At 56.4% G+C, this 22,868-nt stretch carries 19 protein-coding genes and 2 tRNA genes; 15 read left to right on the top strand and 6 right to left on the bottom strand.

The features are described from left to right. Positions 1-9 precede the first annotated feature (9 nt). The 10 genes from HOO88_03040 (at position 10) to HOO88_02995 (ending at position 11,218) form a co-directional block, all read left to right on the top strand. The gene (locus HOO88_03040; protein NOU35735.1) at positions 10-1,284 is read left to right on the top strand and encodes a glycosyltransferase family 4 protein; all 1,275 of its coding nucleotides are present in this window, start codon (positions 10-12) and stop codon (positions 1,282-1,284) included. A 156-nt stretch (positions 1,285-1,440) separates the two neighbouring features. Next, positions 1,441-2,655, top strand: coding sequence for a PQQ-binding-like beta-propeller repeat protein (locus tag HOO88_03035; GenBank protein NOU35734.1), 1,215 nt, complete (start codon positions 1,441-1,443; stop codon positions 2,653-2,655). Further along, positions 2,642-3,292, top strand: coding sequence for an ABC transporter ATP-binding protein (locus tag HOO88_03030; protein NOU35733.1), 651 nt, complete (start codon positions 2,642-2,644; stop codon positions 3,290-3,292). The genes HOO88_03035 and HOO88_03030 overlap by 14 nt, the downstream gene beginning before the upstream one ends. After that, the gene (locus HOO88_03025) at positions 3,289-6,414 is read left to right on the top strand and encodes an ABC transporter permease (GenBank protein ID NOU35732.1); all 3,126 of its coding nucleotides are present in this window, start codon (positions 3,289-3,291) and stop codon (positions 6,412-6,414) included. The genes HOO88_03030 and HOO88_03025 overlap by 4 nt, the downstream gene beginning before the upstream one ends. Before the next feature lie 110 nt (positions 6,415-6,524). Beyond that, entirely contained in the window at positions 6,525-7,382 is an 858-nt protein-coding gene (dinD, locus tag HOO88_03020; protein ID NOU35731.1) for a DNA damage-inducible protein D, read from the top strand. Positions 7,383-7,836: 454 nt separating this feature from the next. Further along, entirely contained in the window at positions 7,837-9,123 is a 1,287-nt protein-coding gene (locus tag HOO88_03015) for a DUF1566 domain-containing protein (GenBank protein NOU35730.1), read from the top strand. A gap of 201 nt (positions 9,124-9,324) precedes the next feature. After that, entirely contained in the window at positions 9,325-9,573 is a 249-nt protein-coding gene (locus tag HOO88_03010) for a DUF3820 family protein (GenBank protein ID NOU35729.1), read from the top strand. Continuing rightward, positions 9,570-10,538 (top strand): hypothetical protein, encoded by a 969-nt coding sequence (locus tag HOO88_03005; GenBank protein NOU35728.1) that lies wholly within the window; start codon positions 9,570-9,572, stop codon positions 10,536-10,538. The genes HOO88_03010 and HOO88_03005 overlap by 4 nt, the downstream gene beginning before the upstream one ends. 99 nt (positions 10,539-10,637) lie before the next feature. Further along, positions 10,638-10,714: transfer RNA gene (locus HOO88_03000), tRNA-Ile, on the top strand. Between the two features lie 18 nt (positions 10,715-10,732). Continuing rightward, positions 10,733-11,218, top strand: coding sequence for a DUF1566 domain-containing protein (locus HOO88_02995; GenBank protein NOU35727.1), 486 nt, complete (start codon positions 10,733-10,735; stop codon positions 11,216-11,218). A gap of 14 nt (positions 11,219-11,232) precedes the next feature. On the opposite strand, the gene HOO88_02990 is transcribed toward HOO88_02995, so the two are convergent. The 3 genes from HOO88_02990 to HOO88_02980 form a co-directional block, all read right to left on the bottom strand. Then, positions 11,233-12,039: a PTS transporter subunit EIIA gene (locus tag HOO88_02990; GenBank protein NOU35726.1), complete on the bottom strand. Its 807-nt coding sequence runs from the start codon at positions 12,037-12,039 to the stop codon at positions 11,233-11,235. Between the two features lies 1 nt (position 12,040). Then, positions 12,041-14,701 carry a magnesium-translocating P-type ATPase gene (gene mgtA / locus HOO88_02985; protein ID NOU35725.1) on the bottom strand — a complete coding sequence of 887 codons (2,661 nt, stop codon included), beginning with the start codon at positions 14,699-14,701 and terminating at the stop codon, positions 12,041-12,043. 63 nt (positions 14,702-14,764) lie between these two features. Further along, positions 14,765-15,535, bottom strand: a complete 771-nt coding sequence (locus HOO88_02980; GenBank protein ID NOU35724.1) for an RNA methyltransferase — start codon at positions 15,533-15,535, stop codon at positions 14,765-14,767. Between the two features lie 107 nt (positions 15,536-15,642). Between HOO88_02980 and HOO88_02975 the strand changes: the two genes are divergently transcribed. The 3 genes from HOO88_02975 (at position 15,643) to HOO88_02965 (ending at position 18,787) form a co-directional block, all read left to right on the top strand. After that, positions 15,643-17,082 (top strand): UbiA family prenyltransferase, encoded by a 1,440-nt coding sequence (locus tag HOO88_02975; protein ID NOU35723.1) that lies wholly within the window; start codon positions 15,643-15,645, stop codon positions 17,080-17,082. After that, positions 17,082-17,993: a nucleotidyltransferase gene (locus HOO88_02970; protein NOU35722.1), complete on the top strand. Its 912-nt coding sequence runs from the start codon at positions 17,082-17,084 to the stop codon at positions 17,991-17,993. The genes HOO88_02975 and HOO88_02970 overlap by 1 nt, the downstream gene beginning before the upstream one ends. A gap of 338 nt (positions 17,994-18,331) precedes the next feature. Further along, the gene (locus HOO88_02965; GenBank protein ID NOU35721.1) at positions 18,332-18,787 is read left to right on the top strand and encodes a membrane lipoprotein lipid attachment site-containing protein; all 456 of its coding nucleotides are present in this window, start codon (positions 18,332-18,334) and stop codon (positions 18,785-18,787) included. 77 nt (positions 18,788-18,864) lie between these two features. On the opposite strand, the gene HOO88_02960 is transcribed toward HOO88_02965, so the two are convergent. The 3 genes from HOO88_02960 to HOO88_02950 all read right to left on the bottom strand — a co-directional run bounded on the left by HOO88_02960 (position 18,865) and on the right by HOO88_02950 (position 21,149). Beyond that, positions 18,865-20,649 (bottom strand): hypothetical protein, encoded by a 1,785-nt coding sequence (locus HOO88_02960; GenBank protein ID NOU35720.1) that lies wholly within the window; start codon positions 20,647-20,649, stop codon positions 18,865-18,867. A gap of 147 nt (positions 20,650-20,796) precedes the next feature. Beyond that, positions 20,797-20,883, bottom strand: a tRNA-Leu gene (locus HOO88_02955). Between the two features lie 5 nt (positions 20,884-20,888). Next, a complete protein-coding gene (locus tag HOO88_02950; GenBank protein NOU35719.1) occupies positions 20,889-21,149 on the bottom strand; it encodes a GIY-YIG nuclease family protein in 261 nt (86 codons plus the stop codon). Between the two features lie 449 nt (positions 21,150-21,598). On the opposite strand from HOO88_02950, the gene HOO88_02945 reads away from it, so the two are divergent. Together HOO88_02945 and HOO88_02940 are read left to right on the top strand one after the other, a co-directional pair. Continuing rightward, positions 21,599-22,318: a 4Fe-4S ferredoxin gene (locus HOO88_02945; protein NOU35718.1), complete on the top strand. Its 720-nt coding sequence runs from the start codon at positions 21,599-21,601 to the stop codon at positions 22,316-22,318. Positions 22,319-22,446: 128 nt separating this feature from the next. Beyond that, a complete protein-coding gene (locus tag HOO88_02940) occupies positions 22,447-22,776 on the top strand; it encodes a cupin domain-containing protein (protein NOU35717.1) in 330 nt (109 codons plus the stop codon). Positions 22,777-22,868: the final 92 nt, after the last annotated feature.

Genomic DNA, 22,868 nt, shown 5'->3' with positions numbered 1-22,868 from the left:
GGTTGCAAAATGAAAGTCGTACACATAGTTCCCGGTTCCGGCGGTACGTTTTACTGCCAGAACTGTATGCGCGACGCGGCGCTGGTACAGGCGTTGCGGCGGCAGGGTGTCGATGTGGTGATGGTACCGATGTATCTGCCGATGTTCGTTGACGGCAGTCCGGTGCAGGATCATACGCCGGTTTTCTTCGGCGGCATCAATGTCTGGCTTCAGCAGCAGATTCCTCTGTTCCGCAAAACGCCGCGCTGGCTTGATCAGTGGCTTGATTCAAAATGGATGTTGCGGCGTGCGGCGCAAATGGAAGGGACGACTTCAGCGGCAGGACTGGGCAAGATGACTCTTTCGATGCTGGAAGGTTCGGACGGAAATCAGCGTAAAGAAGTCGTGCGGCTGGTGCAATGGCTGGCGGAAAACGAAAAGCCGGATGTGGTGCAGCTCTCGAACGCATTACTGATCGGATTGGCGGGAGAAATTAAAGCCGCGCTGAATGTCCCAGTGGTCTGCATGTTGCAGGACGAGGACGAATGGCTGGATAAAATTAATCCGCCGTTCAATCAGTCCTGCTGGCAGGCCATCGCGGCCCGCTGCAAAGACGTTGACCGGTTTATTTCTGTGAGCCGCTGGTTTGCCGACCGGATGAGTGCGCGGCTCAAAATTGCGCGGGACAAAATCGACGTGGTGCATATCGGCATTGATTTAAACGGCTACGAACCGGCGGCGCTTGATTTGAATCCGCCGGTGCTGGGTTATCTTTCGCGCATGAGTCCGGCGCAGGGGTTTGACCGTTTGGTGGATGCGTTTATTGAGCTGAAGAAAGTTCCGGAATTGAAAAACCTGAAGTTGCGCGCGACAGGCGGTGCGGTCGGTACAAATAAAACGTTTGTTGCCGGTCTTCAGAAAAAACTGGCGGCGTGCGGACTCGCGGACGATGCGGAGTTTATTGAGGACTTCAGCCGCGAAAACCGGCAGGCGTTTTTAAAATCGCTGTCGGTGATGTGTGTGCCTGTGGAGCAGGGCGAGGCGTTCGGTACTTTTATTATCGAAGCACTGGCGGCGGGCGTGCCGGTGGTTCAGCCGGATGCCGGGGCGTTTCCCGAACTGATCGAAGCGACCGGCGGTGGAGTCATTTATCACGATCTGGTGTCTGCGCTGCGTGAACTGTTGACGAATCCGGAAGAACTTCGGCGGCTCGGACAACAAGGCCGCACGGCGGTAATGAAAAACTTCAGCGTCGAGACGATGGCGCAGAAGATGGTTTCGGTTTACAAAGGACTGGTAAAATGAATTTTGACCGCATCGACGGGAACCGGGGATTTGACTTGCCGGATCCACGCCGGGTACGGCTGAGTTCCGGCAGTACTGCAGTAAAGCCGGAACTTAGGGCGAAGCCCGTAGATCCGGCTTGAAAAACGGACTGACGGGCGTGGAATAAGGGGAGTGATGAGCGCGAACAAAAAAAATCCAGAAACTGACCGCAAAGACGCCAAGGCGCAAAGATTCTGTGGCCTTCGTGTCTTAGCGTCTTTGCGGTCATCCATCGTGGTTGTTTTGTTGGCCTGTTCCGCCACGCCGGTTTTTGCGGAGTGGGGAACCTACCACGGCGGAGCGGATTTGCGCGGCGTCTCGGAAGCGGCTTTGCCGGAAACGCCGCAACGGCTGTGGCGGTACAACGCAGGCGGCGCGGTTAATAACACACCGGTGTCGGACGGCGAGCGGATTTTCTTCACGGCAAAAAAAGGACTGGTGACCGCTATCGATTTGAAAGGTTCCGAAGTCTGGAAGAAAAATTTTACACGCACGAACGAAACCGGCGCGACGATGCCGGTTCGGTTCGATGCGCCGCTGATCTGTGCTGAAGGCACCGTACTCGCCGGAACGGCATCCGGCATGCTGATCGCGCTGGATGTAAAAACCGGCGTGGAAAAATGGCGCTATGATACTGGCGGCGTGATTGTCGGTTCGCCAAACTGGATTAATACAAACCAGGTCGTAGTCATCGATCAGTCAGCCGGTGTGCTGCATGGTCTGGATCTTGCCAGCGGAAAGCTACTGTGGAAAACGGATGGCATGGAGCGGAGCGACGGTTCGCCGGGAGTTGGAAGCGGACGGATTGTTTTTGGCAGCTGCATGTCCGCGCTACATGTCTATTCGGCGGCGGACGGAAGTCATTTGCGTGACATTGAGGTCGGCGACGACTCGCAGGTGGCTGGCGGCGCAGCGGTGGATGGAAACCTGATTTTTGCCGGAACGCGCGACGGAAGTCTGATTTGCGCTGACATGGAGACTGGCAAAATCATCTGGAGCAGTGCGGAGTCGAAGGAGCAGACGTTTTCCACCCCAGCGGTGACGGGCGATAAAGTGATTTACTCTTCCGACAACGGTTTTGTTTATGCGGTAACTCGTGCTGATGGCCGTCTGCTGTGGAGCTTTAATGCCAGTGGCCTGCCGACCTCGCCGGTCGTGGCGAAGGACAAAGTCGCGGTTTCGTCGGATGGCGTTTTGTATTTGCTGAATCTGGCCGACGGCCGGAAGCTGTGGTCGCAGGAAGTCAGCGACGGAATCAGTTCGCCTGCGCTGATCGGCGGACTGCTGGTGGTCGGCGCGGATGACGGAACGGTGGGTGCTTACGGGGAGATAAATAATGCTGAGCCTTAAAAACATTTCAAAACGGTATGACGAGAAAACCCCGGTGCTGTCCGGCGTTGATCTCTCGTTGATGGCTGGCGAAAGCGTGGCGATTACCGGGCCGTCTGGATGCGGCAAGAGCACACTACTGAATATCATCGGAACCCTGGAGCGCCCCGATGCGGGCACGCTGGAGTTCGCCGGAAAAAATCTGCTGGCGCTGAATGAAAAAGAAACGGCGGAGTTCCGCAACCGGCAGATCGGTTTTGTTTTTCAACTGCACCATCTGCTTCCGCAATGTTCGATTCTGGAAAATGTGCTGGTGCCAACGCTGGTGAACAAAGACTCCGCCGCCGCCAAAGCGCGTGCTCTGCAATTGCTGGAGCGGGTCGGTCTTTCCGGACGGCTGAATCACCGTCCGGGACAACTGTCCGGCGGCGAGCGTCAGCGTGTGGCGGTGGTGAGGGCGCTGATGAACCGTCCGCAATTACTGCTGGCCGACGAGCCGACCGGCTCGCTCAGCCGCGAAGGAGCTGAACAGCTGGTACAGCTTTTACTGGAACTCAACCGCGAAGAAAATCTGGCGCTGATTATGGTGACGCATTCGACACGTCTGGCAGAAAAGATGGATCGGGTGCTGACGCTTGAGAGCGGAAAGCTGAAATGACCAAGCTGTTGCTGAACAGTTTACGATTCTACTGGCGGGCGCATCTTGGCGTACTGCTGGGAACCGTTCTGGCGGCGGCGGTGCTGACCGGCTCACTGCTGGTGGGCGATTCGGTGAAGGGGTCGCTGAACAAGTTTGCGCTGCAGCGGCTGGGCGGAATCCGGCAGGCGATGTACACGCCGCACCGTTTTTTTTCGCGCAGTCTGGCTGAAAAAATTCCAGACGGTGCGGCGGTGCTTCAATTGCGCGGTATCGCGATCACGGATAGTAAGCAGATCAATCGCGTGCAGGTTGTCGGCACCGATTCCAATTTCTGGAATTTTGCCGGAACAGATATTCAGCTCTCGGAGAACGAGACGGCATTGAACGAAAAACTGGCGGCGGCACTCGGCGTTCGGGTCGGCGACGAGATTTCGCTGCGGATCGAAAAGCCGGGACTGTTGCCGGGTGATGCGCCGCTGGCTTCACAAAAAGACAACCAGACCGTGCGCGCGCGGTTTACCGTCAGGCGCATTCTCAGTGACGACGAGCTGGGCCGCTTCAGTCTGTCGGCCAATCAGGTGGCGCCGTACAACGCCTTCGTGAATTTACAGGAACTGGAAAATCGAACAGAGCTTCAAGGTAAAGCCAATCTGCTGCTGACCGCCGCCGATGCGGCCGCAGCGCTTAAACAGAACTGGACACTTGACGATTTCGGTTTCCGGTTCCGCCAGCATGGCGCGCTGATACAGCTGGAGTCCGATCAGGTTTATCTGGAACCGGAGGCGGTTCGCGCGGCGCTTTCGATTTCAGGCGCAGAAGGAACGCTGACCTATCTGGTGAATTCGATTTCAAAAGAGCAGAAGTCGACGCCGTATTCGTTTGTCATCGCTAAGGACGGTGACGAACTGCGCGACGATGAAATCATCCTGAGCCGCTGGCTGGCGGATGAACTCAGCGCGAAGCCGGGCGACCCGGTGGCGATGAACTATTTTGAGGTGCAGCCGTCTGGACGGTTTGTTGAACGCGAACGCACATTCACCGTCCGCCGGATTGCGGAAATGAATGAACTGGCTGTTGAGCGCGAACTGGCGCCGGAGTTTCCCGGTCTGACGGATGTCGAGCGTTGCGCGGATTGGGATGTCGGAATCCCGATGGAGAAAGCGCAACTGGATAATGAAGCGAACAAGGCGTATTGGGACGAATACCGGCAGACGCCGAAAGCCATTGTCTCGCTGAAAGCCGGGCAGGCGATGTGGGCGAACCGCTTCGGCAATTTAACGTCGGTGCGCTGGCCGCAGGGCGGCGCGGTGGCGGAAGAGTTCCGCGCTCGATTTGTTCCGGCGGCGGCCGGATTTGTTTTTCAGCCGGCGCGCGAACAGGCGCTGGCATCGGTCAATAACGCGATGGATTTCGGCCAGCTGTTTGTCGGTATGAGCTTTTTCCTGATCGCCGCCGCGCTGATGCTGACCGGTCTGCTTTTTGTTTTTGGTATTCAGCAGCGCGCGGAAGAAATGGGAATTCTGCTTGCGACCGGCTGGATGCCGTCCGCCGTCCGCCGCCTTTTCTTTTTAGAAGGCGGCGCGATTGCGCTGGCGGGTTCGCTGATTGGCTCAGGACTCGGAACCGTCTATACAAAACTGCTGATTCTTGGACTGGCTACCTGCTGGCAGGGCGCTGTAGCCAACTCGGCGATTCAATATTTTGCCCGGCCCGGTACGGTGCTGACCGGCGCGGCGGCGAGTTTCGTTTGCGCGATCCTCTCCATCGGCATCGCGATGCGGCGGCAGACAAAGCATTCCGCTCGCGAATTGCTGACGGCCGATTTTTCGCAGCCGCCTCCGTCAACGCCGCGGCGCGCCGGAGGATTTGTTGCTGTTATGTGCGGGTTGGGCGCGGCCGGAACGGTTGCCTGTGCACTGTTCGGCGAAGTGCAGAGTGTCACGATGCCGTTTTTCGGCGCGGGCGCTTTGCTACTGGTTTCGGGAGTTCTGTTTTGCGGCATCGTGCTACGCCGGACAGGACGGAATGGAAGCCTGTCCGGTCTCACCGGCATGGCATTGCGCAATGTCACACGGCGGCGCGGACGCAGTCTGACGGTGATCGGTCTGCTGGCCTGCGGATGTTTTCTGGTCTTCGCGGTTTCGTCGATGAAGGAAGATATAACGGCGCACGCCGATAAACCGTGGTCCGGCACCGGCGGGTTTCAGTGGTTCGGTGAATCCACGCTGCCGGTCACTGATAATCCGGGCGGAGTCCGGCTACGCGTCCGCGACGGCGACGACGCCAGCTGTCTCAATCTGAATCGCGCCCGCTCGCCGCGCCTGCTGGGCGTCGATCCAGATGTGATGTCGAAGCGCAAAGCATTTTTAAACGGCGAAGATGTTTGGCAGTTACTGAAACTCGAACTGCCGGACGGTGTGGTTCCGGCGCTGGTCGGCGACTCGGACACGGCGATGTGGGGACTGGAAGCGAAGACTGGCGTGGAGCAGGGCGCATTGCTCGACTATCGCGACGAAGCCGGAAATAATTTCAAGGTCAGACTGGTCGGACGCCTGCCGATGCGCCTGTCGGTTTTCCAGGGAACGCTTCTGATTTCCGAACAGCGGTTTGTTGAAAAGTTTCCCGGCGAAGAAGGCTACCGCATGTTTCTGTTCGATGATCAGGCTGCTGATGCCGCGGCGATGAAGAAGTATGCGCGGGACGGAATGGACGTTGTCCCTTCGACAAAACGGCTGATGGAATTTTACGCGGTCGAATCGACATACCTTGCGATGTTTCTGCTGCTGGGCGCGCTGGGGCTGGCCGTCGGCAGTATGGGCATGGGCGTGGTGGTTCTGCGCAATGTGCAGGATCGTCGCGCCGAAATCGCGCTGCTCCGTGCGGTCGGCTACCGAAACGGCGACTTGCGGAAACTACTTTTCATCGAACACGGACTGCTTTTCGCGGCGGGACTCGGTGTCGGCGGTATCGCGTCGGTTGTGGCGATGACTCCGGCGCTGATCATTTCGAAGTCGCAAACTTCCGTCGGATTTCTGTTCGATCTGCTGGCCGTCGTTGTTATCTGCGGCGCGGTTTGTATGAGCGCCGCGATCCGCGTTTCGCTGCGCGGCGATGCATTGCGCGGCCTGCGCAACGAATAGCTCGCGATTTTTAAACTTTAATCTTCTTTCCAGCCTTTAAATTGACGGTTTGCGGTTCGCTCACTAAACTGTTTGGAAAAAATTCACCATACAGCACGGAGACTGGAGATATGAAAACGGAACTTATCCAAAGCCTGACATCAACCTTTGAGGCGCACGCCCAGCAAACCGAAGGCGGTGTGGAGTACTGGCTCGCCCGAGACCTTCAAGCCCTGCTCGGCTACACAGAATGGCGGAACTTCAATAGCGCTGCCGTTTCCAGAGCAAAAACCGCCTGTGAACACTCCGGACATCCTGTTGCAGACCATTTTGTTGGCGTCAACAAAATGGTTGTTCTTGGTTCTGGCAGTCAGCGGGAGATTGAGGACATCATGCTTACCCGCTACGCCTGCTACCTGATCGCCCAGAACGGTGATCCGCGCAAACAGGAGATCGCTTTTGCTCAGACTTACTTTGCCATCCAGACCCGTCGTGCGGAAATCATTGAACAGCGCCTTCTGGAAGCCGAACGGGTTTCAGCGCGGAAAAAACTCAGCGTCACCGAAAAAGAGCTGTCGGAGGTTATCTATGAACAAACCGGCGGGAATGAGGACTTTGCCCTGATCCGCAGTAAAGGTGATCAGGCGTTGTTCAGCAAAAGCACCCGCGCCATGAAAGCGCAGTGGAAAGTACCGGACAACCGTCCGCTGGCCGACTTTGCTCCGACCATCATTCTTAAAGCCAAGGACTTTGCCGCCGAAATCACCATCTTCAACGCCCGGCAGCACGGCATGACCAGTGAAGCGGCCATTTCGGATGAACATGTCACCAACAATAAAGCCGTACGCGACACGCTGCTTGAACGCGGCATTCGTCCCGAACACCTGCCCGCCGCCGAGGATGTCAAAAAAGTCCAACGCCGCATCGCTTCCGAAGGAAAGAAGTCGCTCAAAAACCCATCGGCTTTTCCGATGGGAGAAGATGAATGATTTTTGGTGGAGCGGGCCCGCCTGCCCTGAGCTTAGCCGAATGGTCGAGCACGCTTAAAACGCGCACGGAGTTCGCGTTCCACCTTGAAATAATTTCTGGCCTGCGAAATCGCCCGCGCTCACGGCGGTACGCTGGAACTGAAAGACAGCGGTGCAAGCGAGACGGTCTTCTGTGTGAACATTCCCACACAGAACATTAACCTGAGCTCAGAGTAGAGGTAACTGACCATCGGGACGTAGGTGCTTTTGTTGAACAAGATCTTCTTTCCGCATTGCGACGGAAGGCATTTCTAGGCCGGTAGCTTTTCCGAGTTCTTTAGCCGTCGTTTGCCGGACGCTCAATCCAATACTGAATTCCAATCTGTCGGCGGCAGATTACTGAACCGTAATAGAGTTTTCGTGGTTTATCCGGCGGCCTGCGTGTTATTCTTCCACCGTTAACAAGGAGGCTCGCATGAATATCTGCTCTCGCAAAGCGAGTTCGACAAGCTCACCGCAGGCCGCTAAGACGCCAAGCATCATTTTGAAATTATCTGCGCCTTCGCGCCTTGAGCGACTGAAGGGAAGCGGGCGAGAAACCGTTCTGTTAGCTTTGATTGCATCCACTGTTACTCTCATCGCCGGTTCGGTGTTTGCTGCTGAACCGACTTATGTCGTCGTCGGTACAGGACAGACGAAGTGCTATGATGACCGCAGCGAGATCGCGGCACCGCAACCGGGTCAGCCGTTCTACGGTCAGGATGCGCAACACAGCGTGAACCCGCCCAGCTACAAAGACAACGGCGACGGCACCGTCAGCGATCTCAACACCGGACTGATGTGGGTGAAAGTGCGCGGCGAAAAGACGAACTGGGACTTCGCTGTCGCGGGCGCGAAGACGTGTCGCGTCGGCGGTTATGACGACTGGCGGATGCCGACGATCAAGGAACTTTATTCGCTGATCAACTTCAACGGCGGGTGCGCCGGAACGGTGGCGAGTTCAACGCCGTATATCGACACAAAATATTTCGACTTTGTTTACGGCGACGAATCCAAAGGCGTGCGCATCATCGACTGTCAGGACTGGTCAGCGACGGAATACATCGGCACAACGATGAACGGCAACCCCACTGTCTTCGGCGTAAACTTCGCCGACGGCCGCATCAAGGGCTATCCGAAATCCAGTCCGCGCGGCGAAAACAAACTGTTCATGCGCTATGTACGCGGCAACCAGGACTACGGGAAAAATGACTTCAAAGATAATGCCGACGGCACGGTCATCGACCGCGCCACCGGTCTGATGTGGCAGCAGAGCGACAGCGGCAAAGGACTGAACTGGCAGGAGGCGCTGGCGTGGGTTCAAAAAATGAACGCCGGAAATTATCTCGGACACAACGACTGGCGGCTGCCGAACGCAAAAGAACTGCAAAGCATTGTGGATTATTCAGCCGTTCCCGCTATTGATCAAAAGTTCTTCAAAATGAGCGATCCGGAAGCATGGTACTGGACTGGCACCTCACACCTTGACGGCCCTGTCGACCGGCGCGGCGTCGCCGCCGTTTACGTTACATTCGGCAAAGCCACCGGCTGGATGAAGCTGCCGCCGTCGCCGGATGTCAAACTTCTCGACGTCCACGGTGCCGGCGCCCAACGCAGCGATCCGAAGGTCGGCGATCCGGCGCAATTTCCGCAAGGTCGCGGGCCGCAGGGCGACGTCATCCGCATCTACAATCGCGTTCGCCTTGTGAGAAACACGCTTTAGTAAAAACCCACGTCATGAAGATATGAATTTTACTGCACAATAAAAGAATTCCTCAGACGTTATTCTTTCACAGCCGGATCGGTAGAGATTGTGCAACGTGGTACTCGCATGCCACTCCTAACCCCTAAGTGCGCGCATCTCTGCCGCCTTCGGCTGATTTTTTATTTGCCGCCTGTTGCGCGATGAAAGAGACTCCGGCGTATGAGTCAGGAGCTTCAGCCCGATCGCGAGGCCTTTATCAAGCTGGCGAAGGCGGTTATGCCGTTCGGAAAATATGCCGGACGGCGGCTGGTTGATCTGCCCGAACCGTATGTCGTCTGGTTTAAGCAGAAGGGCTTCCCGAAAGGCGAACTGGGGCAGATGCTCGAAACCGTGTACACCATCAAAGCCAACGGGCTGGAATATCTTTTTTATTCTGGCGCACAGAATCCCGAAAGGAAGCAATCATGAAGTATCGCAAACTGGGAACCAGTGACATTGAAGTTTCTGAAATCAGTCTCGGCTGCTGGACGATTGGCGGTTTGAATTGGAAAGACGGCAAACCGAATGGCTGGGCGAATGTGAATGAGGACGAAGTGGTTGACGCTGTAAAGAAGGCGGCCGATGCGGGCGTTAATCATTTCGATAATGCCGACGTCTATGGCGATGGCAGAGCCGAGCGGATGCTGGCGCGCGTACTCAAGAAGTTGGGACTTAAAAGTGAGGACTTCATCATTGCCACTAAAGTCGGCCATTTCTCCGGTACAGCAGAGCATGCTTACGAACCGGCGCACATCCGTCACCAATGCGAACAGTCGCTGATCAATCTTCAACGCGAGTACATCGACATTTATTATTTCCATCACGGAAATTTTGGCGCACATCTGGACGAGGCCGCCGCGACCATGGACGCGCTGGTCAAAGAAGGCAAAGTGCGCATCAAAGGACAGTCGGCGTATTCTGCTGCCGACTTCGAGCGTGCGGTTCCGGTTGTTAAACCGATGGTGCTCCAAAGCTGGGCGCACGCGCTGGACGTTCAGTTCGTCACGCCCGGCTCGCCGGTCGCCAGCCTGCTCGAAAAATACAGAATGTCCTTCGTCGCTTTCAGCCCGCTCTGTCAGGGCGTGCTGCTCGACAAGTTTGATCCGGAAAATCCGCCGAAATTTGAAGAAGGCGATCATCGCCAAGGTGACAGGCGCTTTACGACGGAATATCTGCGCGCCGTGAAACCGAAGCTCGAAAAAATCAAAGCGCGCTTCGGCTCGTCAACGGAAGACCTGGCCGCGGTTGCTCTCAACTATGTTCTAAGCTTCCCGAATGTCGGATGCGTTATTCCCGGCTTCCGCAATGAGCGGCAGGTCAGTTGCAATCTGGCCGGAACGGGACGGTCTCTCAGCAGGGAAGACATTGAGTTCATTCGCGCGACATTCCCGTAAAACGTCCGGGAAGGGAATCTATTGCCGGAGCTGGTCTGCTGAACAGGCGGAGAAGTGCTTGCGTCGAAACGGGGAGCAAACTATCTTTCAGCACTCTTCGGGCCCGTAGCTCAGTTGGTCAGAGCAGGAGACTCATAATCTCTTGGTCCTCGGTTCAAGTCCGAGCGGGCCCACCAACTTTTCTGGAGGGCGTTATGAAACTCAAAGGTCTGCTGGTGATGCTGTTTGCCGGGTTCGCCGCTGGCGCTGTTGCGCTGGATGCATCTGCTCAGGTTCCGGGTGATCCGTCGGCAGTTTCCAATGAGGTGATCGATGTCCGCTGGACAAAGAATACGTACGCCAACGGCGACATCACCATGAGCGACCGGGAGACCGGACTGATGTGGCTTCATAACGCGAGTCTGGGCGGCAAAAAAGACTGGGATAGCGCGGTGAGCTACTGCGGCAGTTTAATCTATGCCGGATATTCCGACTGGCGACTGCCAAGCAAGAGCGAGTTGGCGGCGCAATTTCACTCAAAAGCACACTTCACCGGCGTGATAGACTATTACTACTACTGGGCGGGGACGTTCCGTCCGTACAGCACAGATGCGTGGGGCGTGAGTATGGGTAATGGCGGCGTGTACGACAGCGAGAAGACCTACGCCTTCCACGTGTGGCCGGTGCGCGGCGGGCAATAGAACCCCGGCCGTTTTTAGACCTGTGGTGTCGCCGGACGTTCCGGCGCGCCTTTTACGGCCAGACAGTCGAGCATGACGCGATCCGCCGCATAGGGCGTTGTTCCGCGGCTGAGTATGCGCCAGCCGCCGACATCCAGAAAACCGTTCCGTGCCAGCAGGCCCGTTAAGTCGGCGACCGCTTCCAGCCGGGCGGTTAAATCCTGATGCTGGGAAAGAACCACCGGTTTGAGTGCCGATCCGGCGATGATGGTGACTGCCTGAACGGTCAGGCCGGCCACTGCAACGGCCGGCATTTCGACGGCCGCCCGCCGGGTCTCCAGCCGGATCATGCGGGCCCGCGCTTCCGGAACGGCTGATTCGCCGCCGGCGGTAATCATGTCCAGCAAGGCGTTTCTGGCTTGAGTCAGGTCGCGTATGTTGGCCCACATCGTATCGTCGGGCTGAGCCTGCAGAACTTTGGCGACACCGGAAACCTCGCGGAGAAAAGCATTCTTCTGGTTAAGCGGCACGAGATACATGGCCACGATGCGTACCGGACGCCCGTCCGGCGCGCCGTATTCGATTCCCGACGGACTCCAGCCGACGGCGCACACCAGATCGCCTTCATTTCCGAGCCGTGCGTGAGGGCAGGCCCAGGCTTTTCCCAGCGCGGTGCTGCCGGAGCCTTCGCGGGTCATTACGGCGCCGGTCATGTCTGTGCCGGCCGGAACCGACGGAATGGCCTCGATCAGGTTCGCGAGAATGGTCAGCGCCTGATCTTTATTTCCATCCGGCAGCTCGACCATTCGACCTTCTTGCAGTGCTTCCAGCAGGCTGTTCATGTCAATCGTCTCCGTAGCGTTTATGGAACCATACCTTGACCGTGTGTGTCAGTACACTATAGATGAGCAGGAAGCAACTGATCCACACCCAGTAGATCGGCGGTAGCGGCACGAAGCCCAGCGATTCGGCGAACGGCGAGTAGGGCAGCCACGCGCCGATCACCATGATGGCCAGCGTGGTCAGCGTCATGGGCAGGGAAGCCCGACTGCCGAAAAACGGAACGCGTTTGGTGCGGATGATATGAACGATGAGTGTCTGTGTTAACAGCGACTCGACGAACCAGCCGGTCTGGAACAGACGTTCGAACCCGGCTTTATCCGCCGCGGAAATGCCGACCTTCGTAAAGTCGCTGCAATGGAAGAAGAACAGCATCAGCCCGAACGTAGCGTAGTCGAAGATCGAGCTGATCGGGCCGATGAATGTCATAAAGCGACCGATGTTGCGGACATTCCATTTGCGCGGTTTTGCTACAAGCTCGGCATCCACGCTGTCGGTCGGAATTCCTATCTGCGAAAAATCGTAGAGCAGGTTGTTGAGTAGAATCTGCACCGGCTGCATGGGCAGAAAAGGCAGGAAGTAGCTCGCGCCGACAACGCTGAACATGTTGCCGAAGTTGGAGCTGGCACCCATGCGGACATACTTGATGATATTGGCAAAAACGCGCCGCCCCTGCCGGATACCGTCTTCCAGCACGAGCAGACTCTTTTCCAGCAGAACGATATCAGCCGCTTCTTTGGCGACATCCACCGCCGAGTCCACCGAAATTCCCACGTCCGCCGTCTTGAGCGCCGGGGCGTCGTTGATGCCGTCGCCCAGATAGCCCACGACGTGGCCCGCCGCCTGTAACTGGCGGATAATCTGTTCCTTCTGGTTCGGCGACAGCCGTGTGAAGACGTTTATTTCTTCTACCGCTTTGGCAAACGCATCCTGAGACAGCTTCGCCAGTTCGTCGCCTGTGAGGATATGCTGCGCGTCCAGTCCCACATCGGTGCAGACTTTGCGCGTCACCAGCGAATTGTCGCCGGTCAGAATTTTTACCGCAACGCCTGCTTCATGCAGTTGAGCGATAGCCTGTGCGGTGGATTCCTTTGGCGGATCGAAGAAAGCGATATAACCGAGCAGGATCAGCCCGGTTTCATCGGCTACGCCGAAAACCGGTTTTTCCCGCGGATATTCCCGGTAGGCGACGGCCAGCACGCGGAAGCCGTCGCGGTTTAAGTCCGCGACTTCGTCAAAAAGGTCGTCACGGATCATGTCAATCAGCGGAAAAATTTCATCTTCGACCTGATAGCGGTCGCAGCAGGCGTAAATCTCATGCACCGCGCCTTTGCAGATCAGAACGTGATCGCCTTCGTGCTCGATCACCACCGACATACGGCGGCGCTGGAAATCAAACGGCAGTTCGTCCACCTTGCGGCAGCTGTGCTCCACGTCCAACTCGCTGTGCGACAGCACGGCGCGGTCGAGAAGATTCCTCAGGCCGGTCTGGTAGTAGCTGTTCATGTAGGCGTAGCGCAGGACGTCGTCGCTATCGCGGCCCGTCACATCCACATGCCGCTCCAGCATGACGCGATCCTGCGTCAGCGTGCCGGTTTTGTCTGTACACAGCACATCAATCGCGCCGAGGTTTTGAATGGCCGAAAGCTGTTTAACGATGACCTTCTTGTGTGACATCGCCAGTGCGCCCTTGGCCAGATTCACCGTCACAATCATCGGCAGCATTTCGGGCGTCAGACCTACCGCCACGGACAGACCGAACAGCAGTGCCTCGCCCCAATTGCCGCGCGAAAGTCCGACCACGAAAAACACTACGCCGACCATCACGACCATGAAGCGGATCATCAGCATGGTGAATCCGCGTATGCCGCGGTCGAAACTGGTGTCGGTCTGGCGTTGCGCGAGTCGCTCGGAAATCGAACCAAAATAGGTGCGGGCGCCGGTATTAACCACTACGCCGCGGCCTGTGCCGCTCATCACCGTGCTTCCTTGGAAACACGCGGCGGCGGATGCAAGCAGCCCTTGATCATCTGCCGCTGCCGGTGCGGCATTTTTTTCTACCGGCATCGATTCGCCGGTCAGCGCCGACTGGCTGACGAAAAGGTCTTTTGCTGACAGAAGCCGCAGGTCGGCGGGGATAATGGCACCGGCGTCCAGAACGACGATATCGCCCGGCACCACTTCCGCCATCGGAATTTCAACTTCTTTCCCTTTGCGGATCACGGCCACCTGCGCCTGCACCAGTGCGCGAAGTTTTTCGACGGCCTTTCCGGACTTCCGCTCCTGAACATAGGCGAGGCCGACGCTCAGTACAATCATGCCGCCGACGATGGTGGCCGAAACCATTTGACCCATCGCCGCCGAAATTCCGCCGATTGCCAGCAGTTGAATGACCAGCGGACTGCGGCAGCGGCGCAGAATGTCGCGCCAGAATCCATCGATCGCCGCGTGGGCCGGTTCGTTGCGCCCGTACTCTTCCATCCGGGCTTCAACTTCTCCCTCAGAAAGTCCTTCCATCCGGGAATTCAGCGTACGCAAAACAGCATCCACCGGCCGGGCGCACAGGTCGGCGAGCCGCTGTTCATGTTCCGACATCGCGTGTTTTGCGGTAGCCTCTTTGACCACCAGTGCCGGGGATATTTTTGCGAAGAGAGATTTAAGCACGGTACACTCCTGAAATCCAAAAGACCTTAGGCCGCGAATCGTAGTTTGTCGTCTATGCCGAGGTCAAGGCGCGGGCGGATGAATCCGTGAATTTCGTAATGGTTCAAGCTGCTGAGCGACCCAGCGCGATTGCTTGGCGAGGCCGAGCAGAATCTTTACGTCGTTATCGGTGAGTTTGCCGCGGCTGAAGATGCGGCGCAGTCCGAGCATCATGTGGTCGAGTTTTTCGATTTCGCAGAAACCGGTTTCGAGCATCATGGCGCTCCACGCGGCATAAAGTCGTTCGCGCATCGCGCCGTCGGCCTCCGGCGAACCTTCTTCCGGCGGAACATACGATGGGTTGCTGGCCAGCAGGAACAGTTCGTAACAGCAGACCATGACAGCGTGCGAGAGATTGAGCGAGCGGTAGAGTTCGCTCGACGGAATGTTGATGATGTGGGTGCAGACGGCGATTTCTTCGTTGAAAAGCCCTTTGTCTTCGCGGCCGAAAACCAGCGCGGCTTTATGGTGCGCGGCGGAGTCGAGCACGATGGGGGCGATTTCGCGCGGCAGATAGGCGTGGTCGCGGTAGAGGCCGGTACGGGCGCTGGTTCCGGCCACGACGGTGCAGTCGGCAACGGCTTCTTCCAGAGTTTTGAAAATTTTAATCCGGTCGAGCATCTCTTCGGCGCGGAAAGCCAGTTTGCGCGCCTCCGCCCAATCGAGGTGTTCGCCCGGCGCGACGACGGCCAGATCGGTGACGCCCATGTTCATCATGACGCGGCAGATCGAGCCGATATTCCCGGCATATTTTGGATCGACCAGCACAACGCGGATGTTTTCGAGTGGATTCATAATCTGACTTTGATTTGAACAGATTGGTAAGTGAACCGGCAATGCAAAAGAAGACCGGCGTAAAACTGGGTTGAACTCACCGTCAATCTTCTGAATACTCCCGCGCAATGAATGAAGCCTCCATATCCTCGTCGCGACCGCTTTGCGTCGATCTCGACGGAACTTTGGTGAAGACCGACACTTTTGCACAAGCACTGCTATTGCTCATCCGCACCCGGCCCGTAACGTTTTTTGCCACACTGCGCCGGGTTTCCGCCGGGCTGGCGGCTTTCAAGCGGTCGGTTGCTCAGGAAGTCCAGTTGGACCCTGCCGCGCTTCCGTTTCACTCTGGACTGCTCGCCTTTTTGAAGAGCGAACACGGAAAGGGCCGGAAGCTGATTCTAGCAACCGCCTCCGATGAGATTCCCGCCCGCGCGGTCGCCTCGCATCTCGGATTTTTTACCGATGTCATGGCCAGCGACGGAATCATCAACCTGAAAGCGGAGCGCAAACGCGATGCGCTGATTGCCCGTTTCGGCGAAAAGGGTTTTGATTATGCCGGTAATGCCACCGATGACCTGCCGGTTTGGGAGTCCGCCGCCGGAATCATTGCGGTCAATCCCTGCGCGAAGGTTCGCCGTGCGTTGAAAAACCGTTCGGCGCAGATTTTTGAAGACCGTCCGGCGCGGCTGAAAGTCTGGCTGAAAGCACTGCGGGTTCACCAGTGGACGAAAAACATTCTGGTTTTTCTGCCGATGCTGCTGGCGCATGAACTGACGACGCCGGCGTTGTATCTGAAAGCGACGCTGGCATTTTTCGCCTTCAGCTTCGCCGCATCCGCCATTTATATTTTTAACGACCTTTTTGATCTGCACGCCGACCAGCATCATCCGCGCAAAAAAAACCGGCCGTTTGCGGCGGGGAACTTGAGCTTGCTGGCCGCCGCCATCGCCGCACCGGTTCTTGTGCTGGCCGCGCTCGCAACTGCACGGATGCTGCCGGTTGCTTTTACCGGCGTACTGTTGATCTATCTGGTCATCACCACGCTTTATTCGTGGCGTCTGAAACAGCTCGCTCTGCTCGATGTAATGACACTTGCCGGACTTTACTCCATCCGCATTCTCGCCGGTACGGCGGCGTACGGCGTGGAAACTTCGACATGGCTGATCGCCTTTTCCATTTTCCTCTTCTTCAGTCTGGCGCTGGTTAAACGCTACGCCGAACTGCGCGAACTGTCGCAGGGGAATTCCGAGGCGGTGCGCGCCCGCGGACGCGGCTACTGCAAAAACGATCTGCCGCTGCTGGCCGGTTTCGGCGCGGGCAGCGGCTGTGTTTCCGTGCTGGTGTTCGCCCTCTACATCAACAGCGACAAGGTTGTGCAGTTTTACAAACACCCTGCCGCGCTCTGGCTGCTCTGCCCGCTGCTGCTTTACTGGATTGCCCGGGTCTGGCTGCTCGCCAGCCGCGGCGAACTTTCAGACGACCCGCTCGACTTTGCCGCCCGCGATCCGCAAACGTGGCTGATTGGCGCGCTCAGCGCCGCAGTTTTAATTCTTGGGAGTATGTAATGAAGCCGACTCTTGTCATCATGGCCGCCGGAATCGGCAGCCGCTACGGCGGACTCAAACAAATTGATCCGGTCGGCCCGTCCGGCGAAATCGTCCTCGACTATTCCGTGTACGACGCCATTCAGGCGGGCTTCGGCAAAGTCGTCTTCATCATCCGGCCCGACATCGAAGCAGCCTTCAAAGAAGTAATCGGCCATAAACTGGATGGCCGGATTCAGGTCGAATACGTTTTTCAGACTTCGGATAAGTTGCCCGCCGGATTTTCTGTTCCCGCCGGACGCACGAAACCTTGGGGAACCGGACAGGCCGTTCTTATGGCGAAGCCGGTCGTTCACGAGCCGTTTGCTGTGATTAACGCGGATGACTTTTACGGCCGCGAGTCGCTTCGCGTGGTGGCCGATCGGTTGAAAGCCGCCGACGTGAATGGAACTGATTTCTGCATGGCCGGGTTCTATATCAAGAATACTCTTTCAGAGCACGGCGGCGTGGCGCGCGGCTACTGCGATGTCAAAGGCGGGAAACTTCAACACATCGTCGAACGCTATAACATCGAGCGCAAAGCCGACGGCGTGATCCGCTACGACGGCGGAGAAATGGCCGACGACGACATGGTTTCCATGAACACCTGGGGCTTTACGCCGAAACTGTTCGATTTTCTGGAACGCGGCTTTCAGGAATTCCTCGCGGCCAAAGGATCGGAACCGAAGAGTGAATTTTACCTGCTCGAAGTGGTCGACGGCATGATCCAGCGCGGCGACGCGCAAGTTGATGTTCTGCCGACCAATGAAAAATGGATGGGCGTCACCTACGCCGACGACAAACCGCAAGTCATGGCCGGCATCCGCGCTCTCGTCAACGCTGGCGTCTATCCGGCAAATCTCTGGGAAAAGAAATCCTCGCAGAGTTGCTGAGAATTGTAGCCGCGATCCATGATCGCGGAACCGAGGTCGAGGACCTCGGCTACAAAGGTGGAACGCGCCGGCCTGCCCTGAGTTCATCGAAGGGCCGGGCGCGTTTCCTCCTGCGGCGGACAAGCAAGCGTGCGCGGAGCGCCCGCTCCACCAGATGCTTTTCCAAGGTTTGGAAAAACTTGTAGCCGCGATCCATGATCGCGGAAATTCGGCGGGGTCTCGGCCCCCGCCCTACAGATTGGTAAAGCCGGTTGCTCTCTTCACGCTTCCCTGCTAAAACATCCCCGCATTCGGGGTTCACGTTGGCCTGCCTAATAAACTGTTGGAGTAAAATAAATATGAAAAAAATAATACTGATTCTTTTCGCCACAATACTCCTGTCTGGGTGTGGCCTACTCCCTCCTCCTAGCCCCATAATGTGGGAAAACAAAACGGTAACTCCAGAGACTTCAGACAAAACCATAACGCTTCACCAAGAAATTGTCCGCCCACACAAGTCTGGGAGATATATCTACCTTCCTGCAGGTGTTTATAAACATGTGGCAACCGACAACTCTCACTTCTACTTTGAAGCACCGACCCCTCCTGTCTACACAGTAAAACAAGGTGAAAATACAGACTCACAGCAAGTGCCGGGAGGTATAGCAATCTCAAAATCAATGATGAAGCCGTGTTACATATACATGGATCTTGCGCCCGGGGCCAAGACGTGGATATGGATGCTTGGTATGGAATTTATGAGCGAAGAAGGTAATGTGTGGTGGAAACGAAACTACAAGCCATCACTTCTATAGGAAATAATAATGTCCAACCAGCGCGTTCACTCTATTCGCAGGCTCCGCCTGCGGCGGATATTCGGAGGCAGAGATGCTTAAAGCCTGTATTCACCCGGCTGATTGAATTCACAAACTTTTACGGCGCGGTTGACGATGCGGTAGCCGCGCAGGCGGAGGTATTCCGGTGTGGCGGAACTGTTTTGTTCGTCGGCGGTGAGCGGGACGAGTTCGAAGCCGCCGTTTTCAACCTTCAGATTTTTGACGGTTACTTTCGCGCCGTCGCACGCTTTGATCACCAGCGCTGAACCTGCCGTGATCTCGACGTTTTCGAGCGTGATGTTTTTGCCGTCGAGTACCAGCGTGGCGTCGCCGGAGATTTTCCCGCCTTTGATTTTTTCACGGACTTCATCGAGCGTCATGGCGAATGACGGACGAAGCAGGACGCGCGGGCCGGACGTAAACGGTATGCCGAGGATGAGTTTTTCTTTTGCCGTTTCAACGTTCATGCCGGCGGCGGATAGTTTCATCCGGCCTGCGAGGTAGAAGTCGGATTCGGCTGTTGCGCCGGATTCCGGCGGTCCGCCCGCCGCATGTTTGGCGGCGGCGTCTTTAATGTTGTTCTTATTGGCCGAGAACGACCAGCGGCGGTCGAAAACGGAAACGCCGACTTTTTCATCCGGGCCGAACAGTTTCGCCAGATCCTGCATCATGGTTTCGAGTCTCGTCGGACTCTTAAATGAGGTGCGCGTGGAGTCGGCATATTTCGGGTTCACGAATTCGGCGATGATGCCCTGTGTGCGTTCAAGGATCTGCACATAGGAAGAAGCCTTAATAACCAGAATGTTGATGTTGCCGGGGAACATGGAAAAACCCTGCTCGTCCGGTACGTCACCGGCGGGGCTGACGGTGGCGCGGAGCAGCGGATCAAGCTGGTTGTATTCCACGTTGATCGTCAGTTCTTTGCCGTTGCCGACCAGTTTGGTCAGTCCGCCGCACGCTTCGCCGGGGATGCGGTTGACGGCAATCGAATTGAAATCAAAATTCTTTTCGGCGGAAACGCCGATGGCGGCGGGAATGGCGTTAAAGACCTGTCCGTTGGTGTCCTGAACATAGACGAAGTATTCGATTCCCTGCTTGTGCAGTCTGGCGGCGAGCCCGCTGGTGTGGAGCAGCATGTGAATGTCGCCGTGGCCGTGCGGTTTGAGGATGAGTTTGTACTTCTCCGCCAGCGCAAGGTGTCCGTCGTTGTCGGCGATGGCCGGAACCAGCTCTTGTTTTAGAATGTGAACCTGCTCTTTTTTCAGACCGAACCAATTGTTGGCTTCGAGCGCGGCGACTGTTTTGGCGTTGGTGTCGTCGGAGGTCATGATGATGAACGGCACCGGTGTCGGCTTTTCCATGCGCGCTTCCATCGCCTTCAGGTTGGCGGCGTAATGCGCGAGATAGGAGGTGTTTTCGGTGACCTCGACCGGAATATCCAGCTTGATGCCGGAATAGCCAAGCCGTTCGCCGAGTCCGCCAGCAACGAGCACGACAGCGGTTTTGCTGAAGTAGGTTTTACCGAGGGCTTCGTAGCGGTCGTAGGCGGCATCAAATTTTGTCAGATCAATCTTATCTGGCTGGTGCGGGACAAAGCCTTCAAACGGATTGGCTCCGGTTTTTGCTTCAGCGAGCAGTTTCCGGGCGTTGGAAATATAGCCGGTCAGTCCGCCGGGGTAGGAGCTGTTGATGCGAGTGAGGCTTTTCAGGAACTCGGCCTTCTTCTCATCGTTGGTTCCGGCGGCATCCCAGCCGGTAAAAAGATGTTCTTGTCCATCTTTCAGCAGTTCGGCAATGAGAGCTTGTTCATCTTTATGTTTGGTCAACTGGTTGAGTTCCATAATCTTTCTCTAAGATGGTGCCCGGGGCGGGATTCTGCCTGTCCGCCGCAGGCGGAAACCCGCACGACCTTTCGGTCGCGGGATTTTTCTGCCTACGGCAGATCCGCCGGAGGCGGAAAGTCCTTTTCGGTTTTTTTCTTCCTCTTTTGGTGCCCGGGGCGGGACTCGAACCCGCACAGTATTACTACTAAGGGATTTTAAGTCCCTTGCGTCTACCGATTTCGCCACCCGGGCAAATTCTATTGTTCAATCTTCTGCTTTAACCATTCGCGCCCCTGGCCGCTCTTCATCCAGATTTCGCGACGGCGAGCATCTGTATAATTGTCGAAGTACTCGCAGTAAACCAATTTCAGAGGCAACCTGCTTTTTGTACGCGGCACCTTGCCAGCTAAATGGGCGGCAATCCGTTCGGCCAGATCGCGGGTTGAACCCTTATAGATCCATCGTTGATCTTCGTCGCAAAGCGCGTAAGCGGCTGGTTTGTGTTCCAGTTCTTTCATTCTTCCAATTGAAGATTTTTCTGCCTTCCTCCTTCGGCGGACAAGTCGGCAGATCCGCCGGAGGCGGAAAGTCCCTTGCATCTACCGATTTCGCCACCCGGGCGTTTTTGTAAAATGGGCCGGTATGATGGATATCCGGCGCGCCAAACGCCACCAAATTTTGATATCACTTGTTTCCGGAAATAAAAAACCTCCGCAGCCGGGCGAACCGATTGCGGAGGGTGGAGTCTTCCTTTAGTTGGAAGAAACGGAGAAGCCAGCAACAAACCCCTAAGTGCTTTCTTCTTCGAAACTCTGAAGCGGACAATACCGGATACGAGCGCACAGGGAAGAACTTTTTTGTAGGGCCGTTCCCTACACGATATTTGGTGCGGTTCCAAAACTTGACGCGGGTCAATGCGCCGCTTTGCCGGTGTGGTAGAATCTGCGGCAGTAAATGGAGAAAAGGCATGAAACGCAAAATTATTGAGATTGACGAAGGAAAATGCAACGGATGCGGCGCGTGTGTTACCGGTTGCGCCGAGGGCGCGCTGGCTATTGTGAACGGTAAAGCCAAGCTGGTGAGCGAAGTTTTCTGTGACGGCCTCGGAGCCTGTATCGGGGAATGCCCGACAGGAGCATTAAAGATTATTGAACGCGAAGCGCCGGAATTTGACGAAGCCGCCGTGCAGAAACATGTGCAGAAAAAGACGCCGCCTGCCGGTGGATGCCCCGGCCTTCAAGTTCGATTCGGACAGCAGAAGGCGAAGCCTGCTGCATCAGCAGTTTCAGGACAAGTTATTCCCTCTGAACTCAATCAGTGGCCGACGCAGTTGCATCTGGTTCCGGTTGAAGCTCCGTTTTTCAAAAACCGCGAGCTGGTTGTTCTTAGCACCTGTTCACCATCGGCGTCGCCGGATGTCAACTGGCGGTTTATTCGCGGACGCGCCATTGCCATTGCCTGTCCGAAACTGGACCGTACCGAGGGATATGTCGAAAAGCTGGCGGCCATTCTGGCTTCGAACGGAATTCCGAAAGTGATCGTGGTTCGTATGGAAGTTCCGTGTTGCGGCGGGCTGACGATGATGGTCAGGGAAGCGGCGCGGCGGAGCGGGCGAAGCGATCTGGTTGTGGAAGAAGCGGTGATTGGCCTCGACGGAGAACTGCGCGAAATTAAGAGACTGGATTAGAAATATGGAGTGCGCAGGCTTGCCTGCGCTTTGTTTGGCGAAGCTTGCTTCGGCGGGGCGCAGAGCAAGCTCTGCGATGAAAAGCGGCGGCAAGCCGCCGCAGTCCAAAGTTGGTAAGGAGATATGAGATGAATGAATTAAAAGGCAAAGCGCTCAATCTGAAAACGCTGGTGGATTATTCCAACGGCGCGGTAGTCAGCCGCACATTGTTAAAAAAAGAAACCGGCAATATCACGCTCTTTTCTTTTGATAAGGGGCAAGGGCTGAGCGAACACACGTCGCCGTTCGACGCCGTCGTCGAAGTCGTTGAAGGGGAAGGAACATTTATCATCGCGGGCGAACCAAAAACGGTCAAAGCCGGCGAAATGATTATTATGCCCGCCAACATTCCGCACGACGTGCAGGCGGCCAAAGCCCCGTTCAAAATGCTGCTGATTATGATCCGCTCGGAGCGCTGAGAACCTTTGCTCAAACAATCACGCTTGTTTTTCTCATCCTCTTTTGCCAGCTTTGACGGCCTTGTGCGTTACGGGTGTACAGCACAGCCCAA

The organism is Kiritimatiellaceae bacterium, assembly GCA_013141415.1.
Lineage (GTDB): Bacteria > Verrucomicrobiota > Kiritimatiellia > Kiritimatiellales > Tichowtungiaceae > Tichowtungia.
Note: the sequence above shows the minus strand (reverse complement) of the source record. Positions and strands in the feature narration are given on the sequence as shown.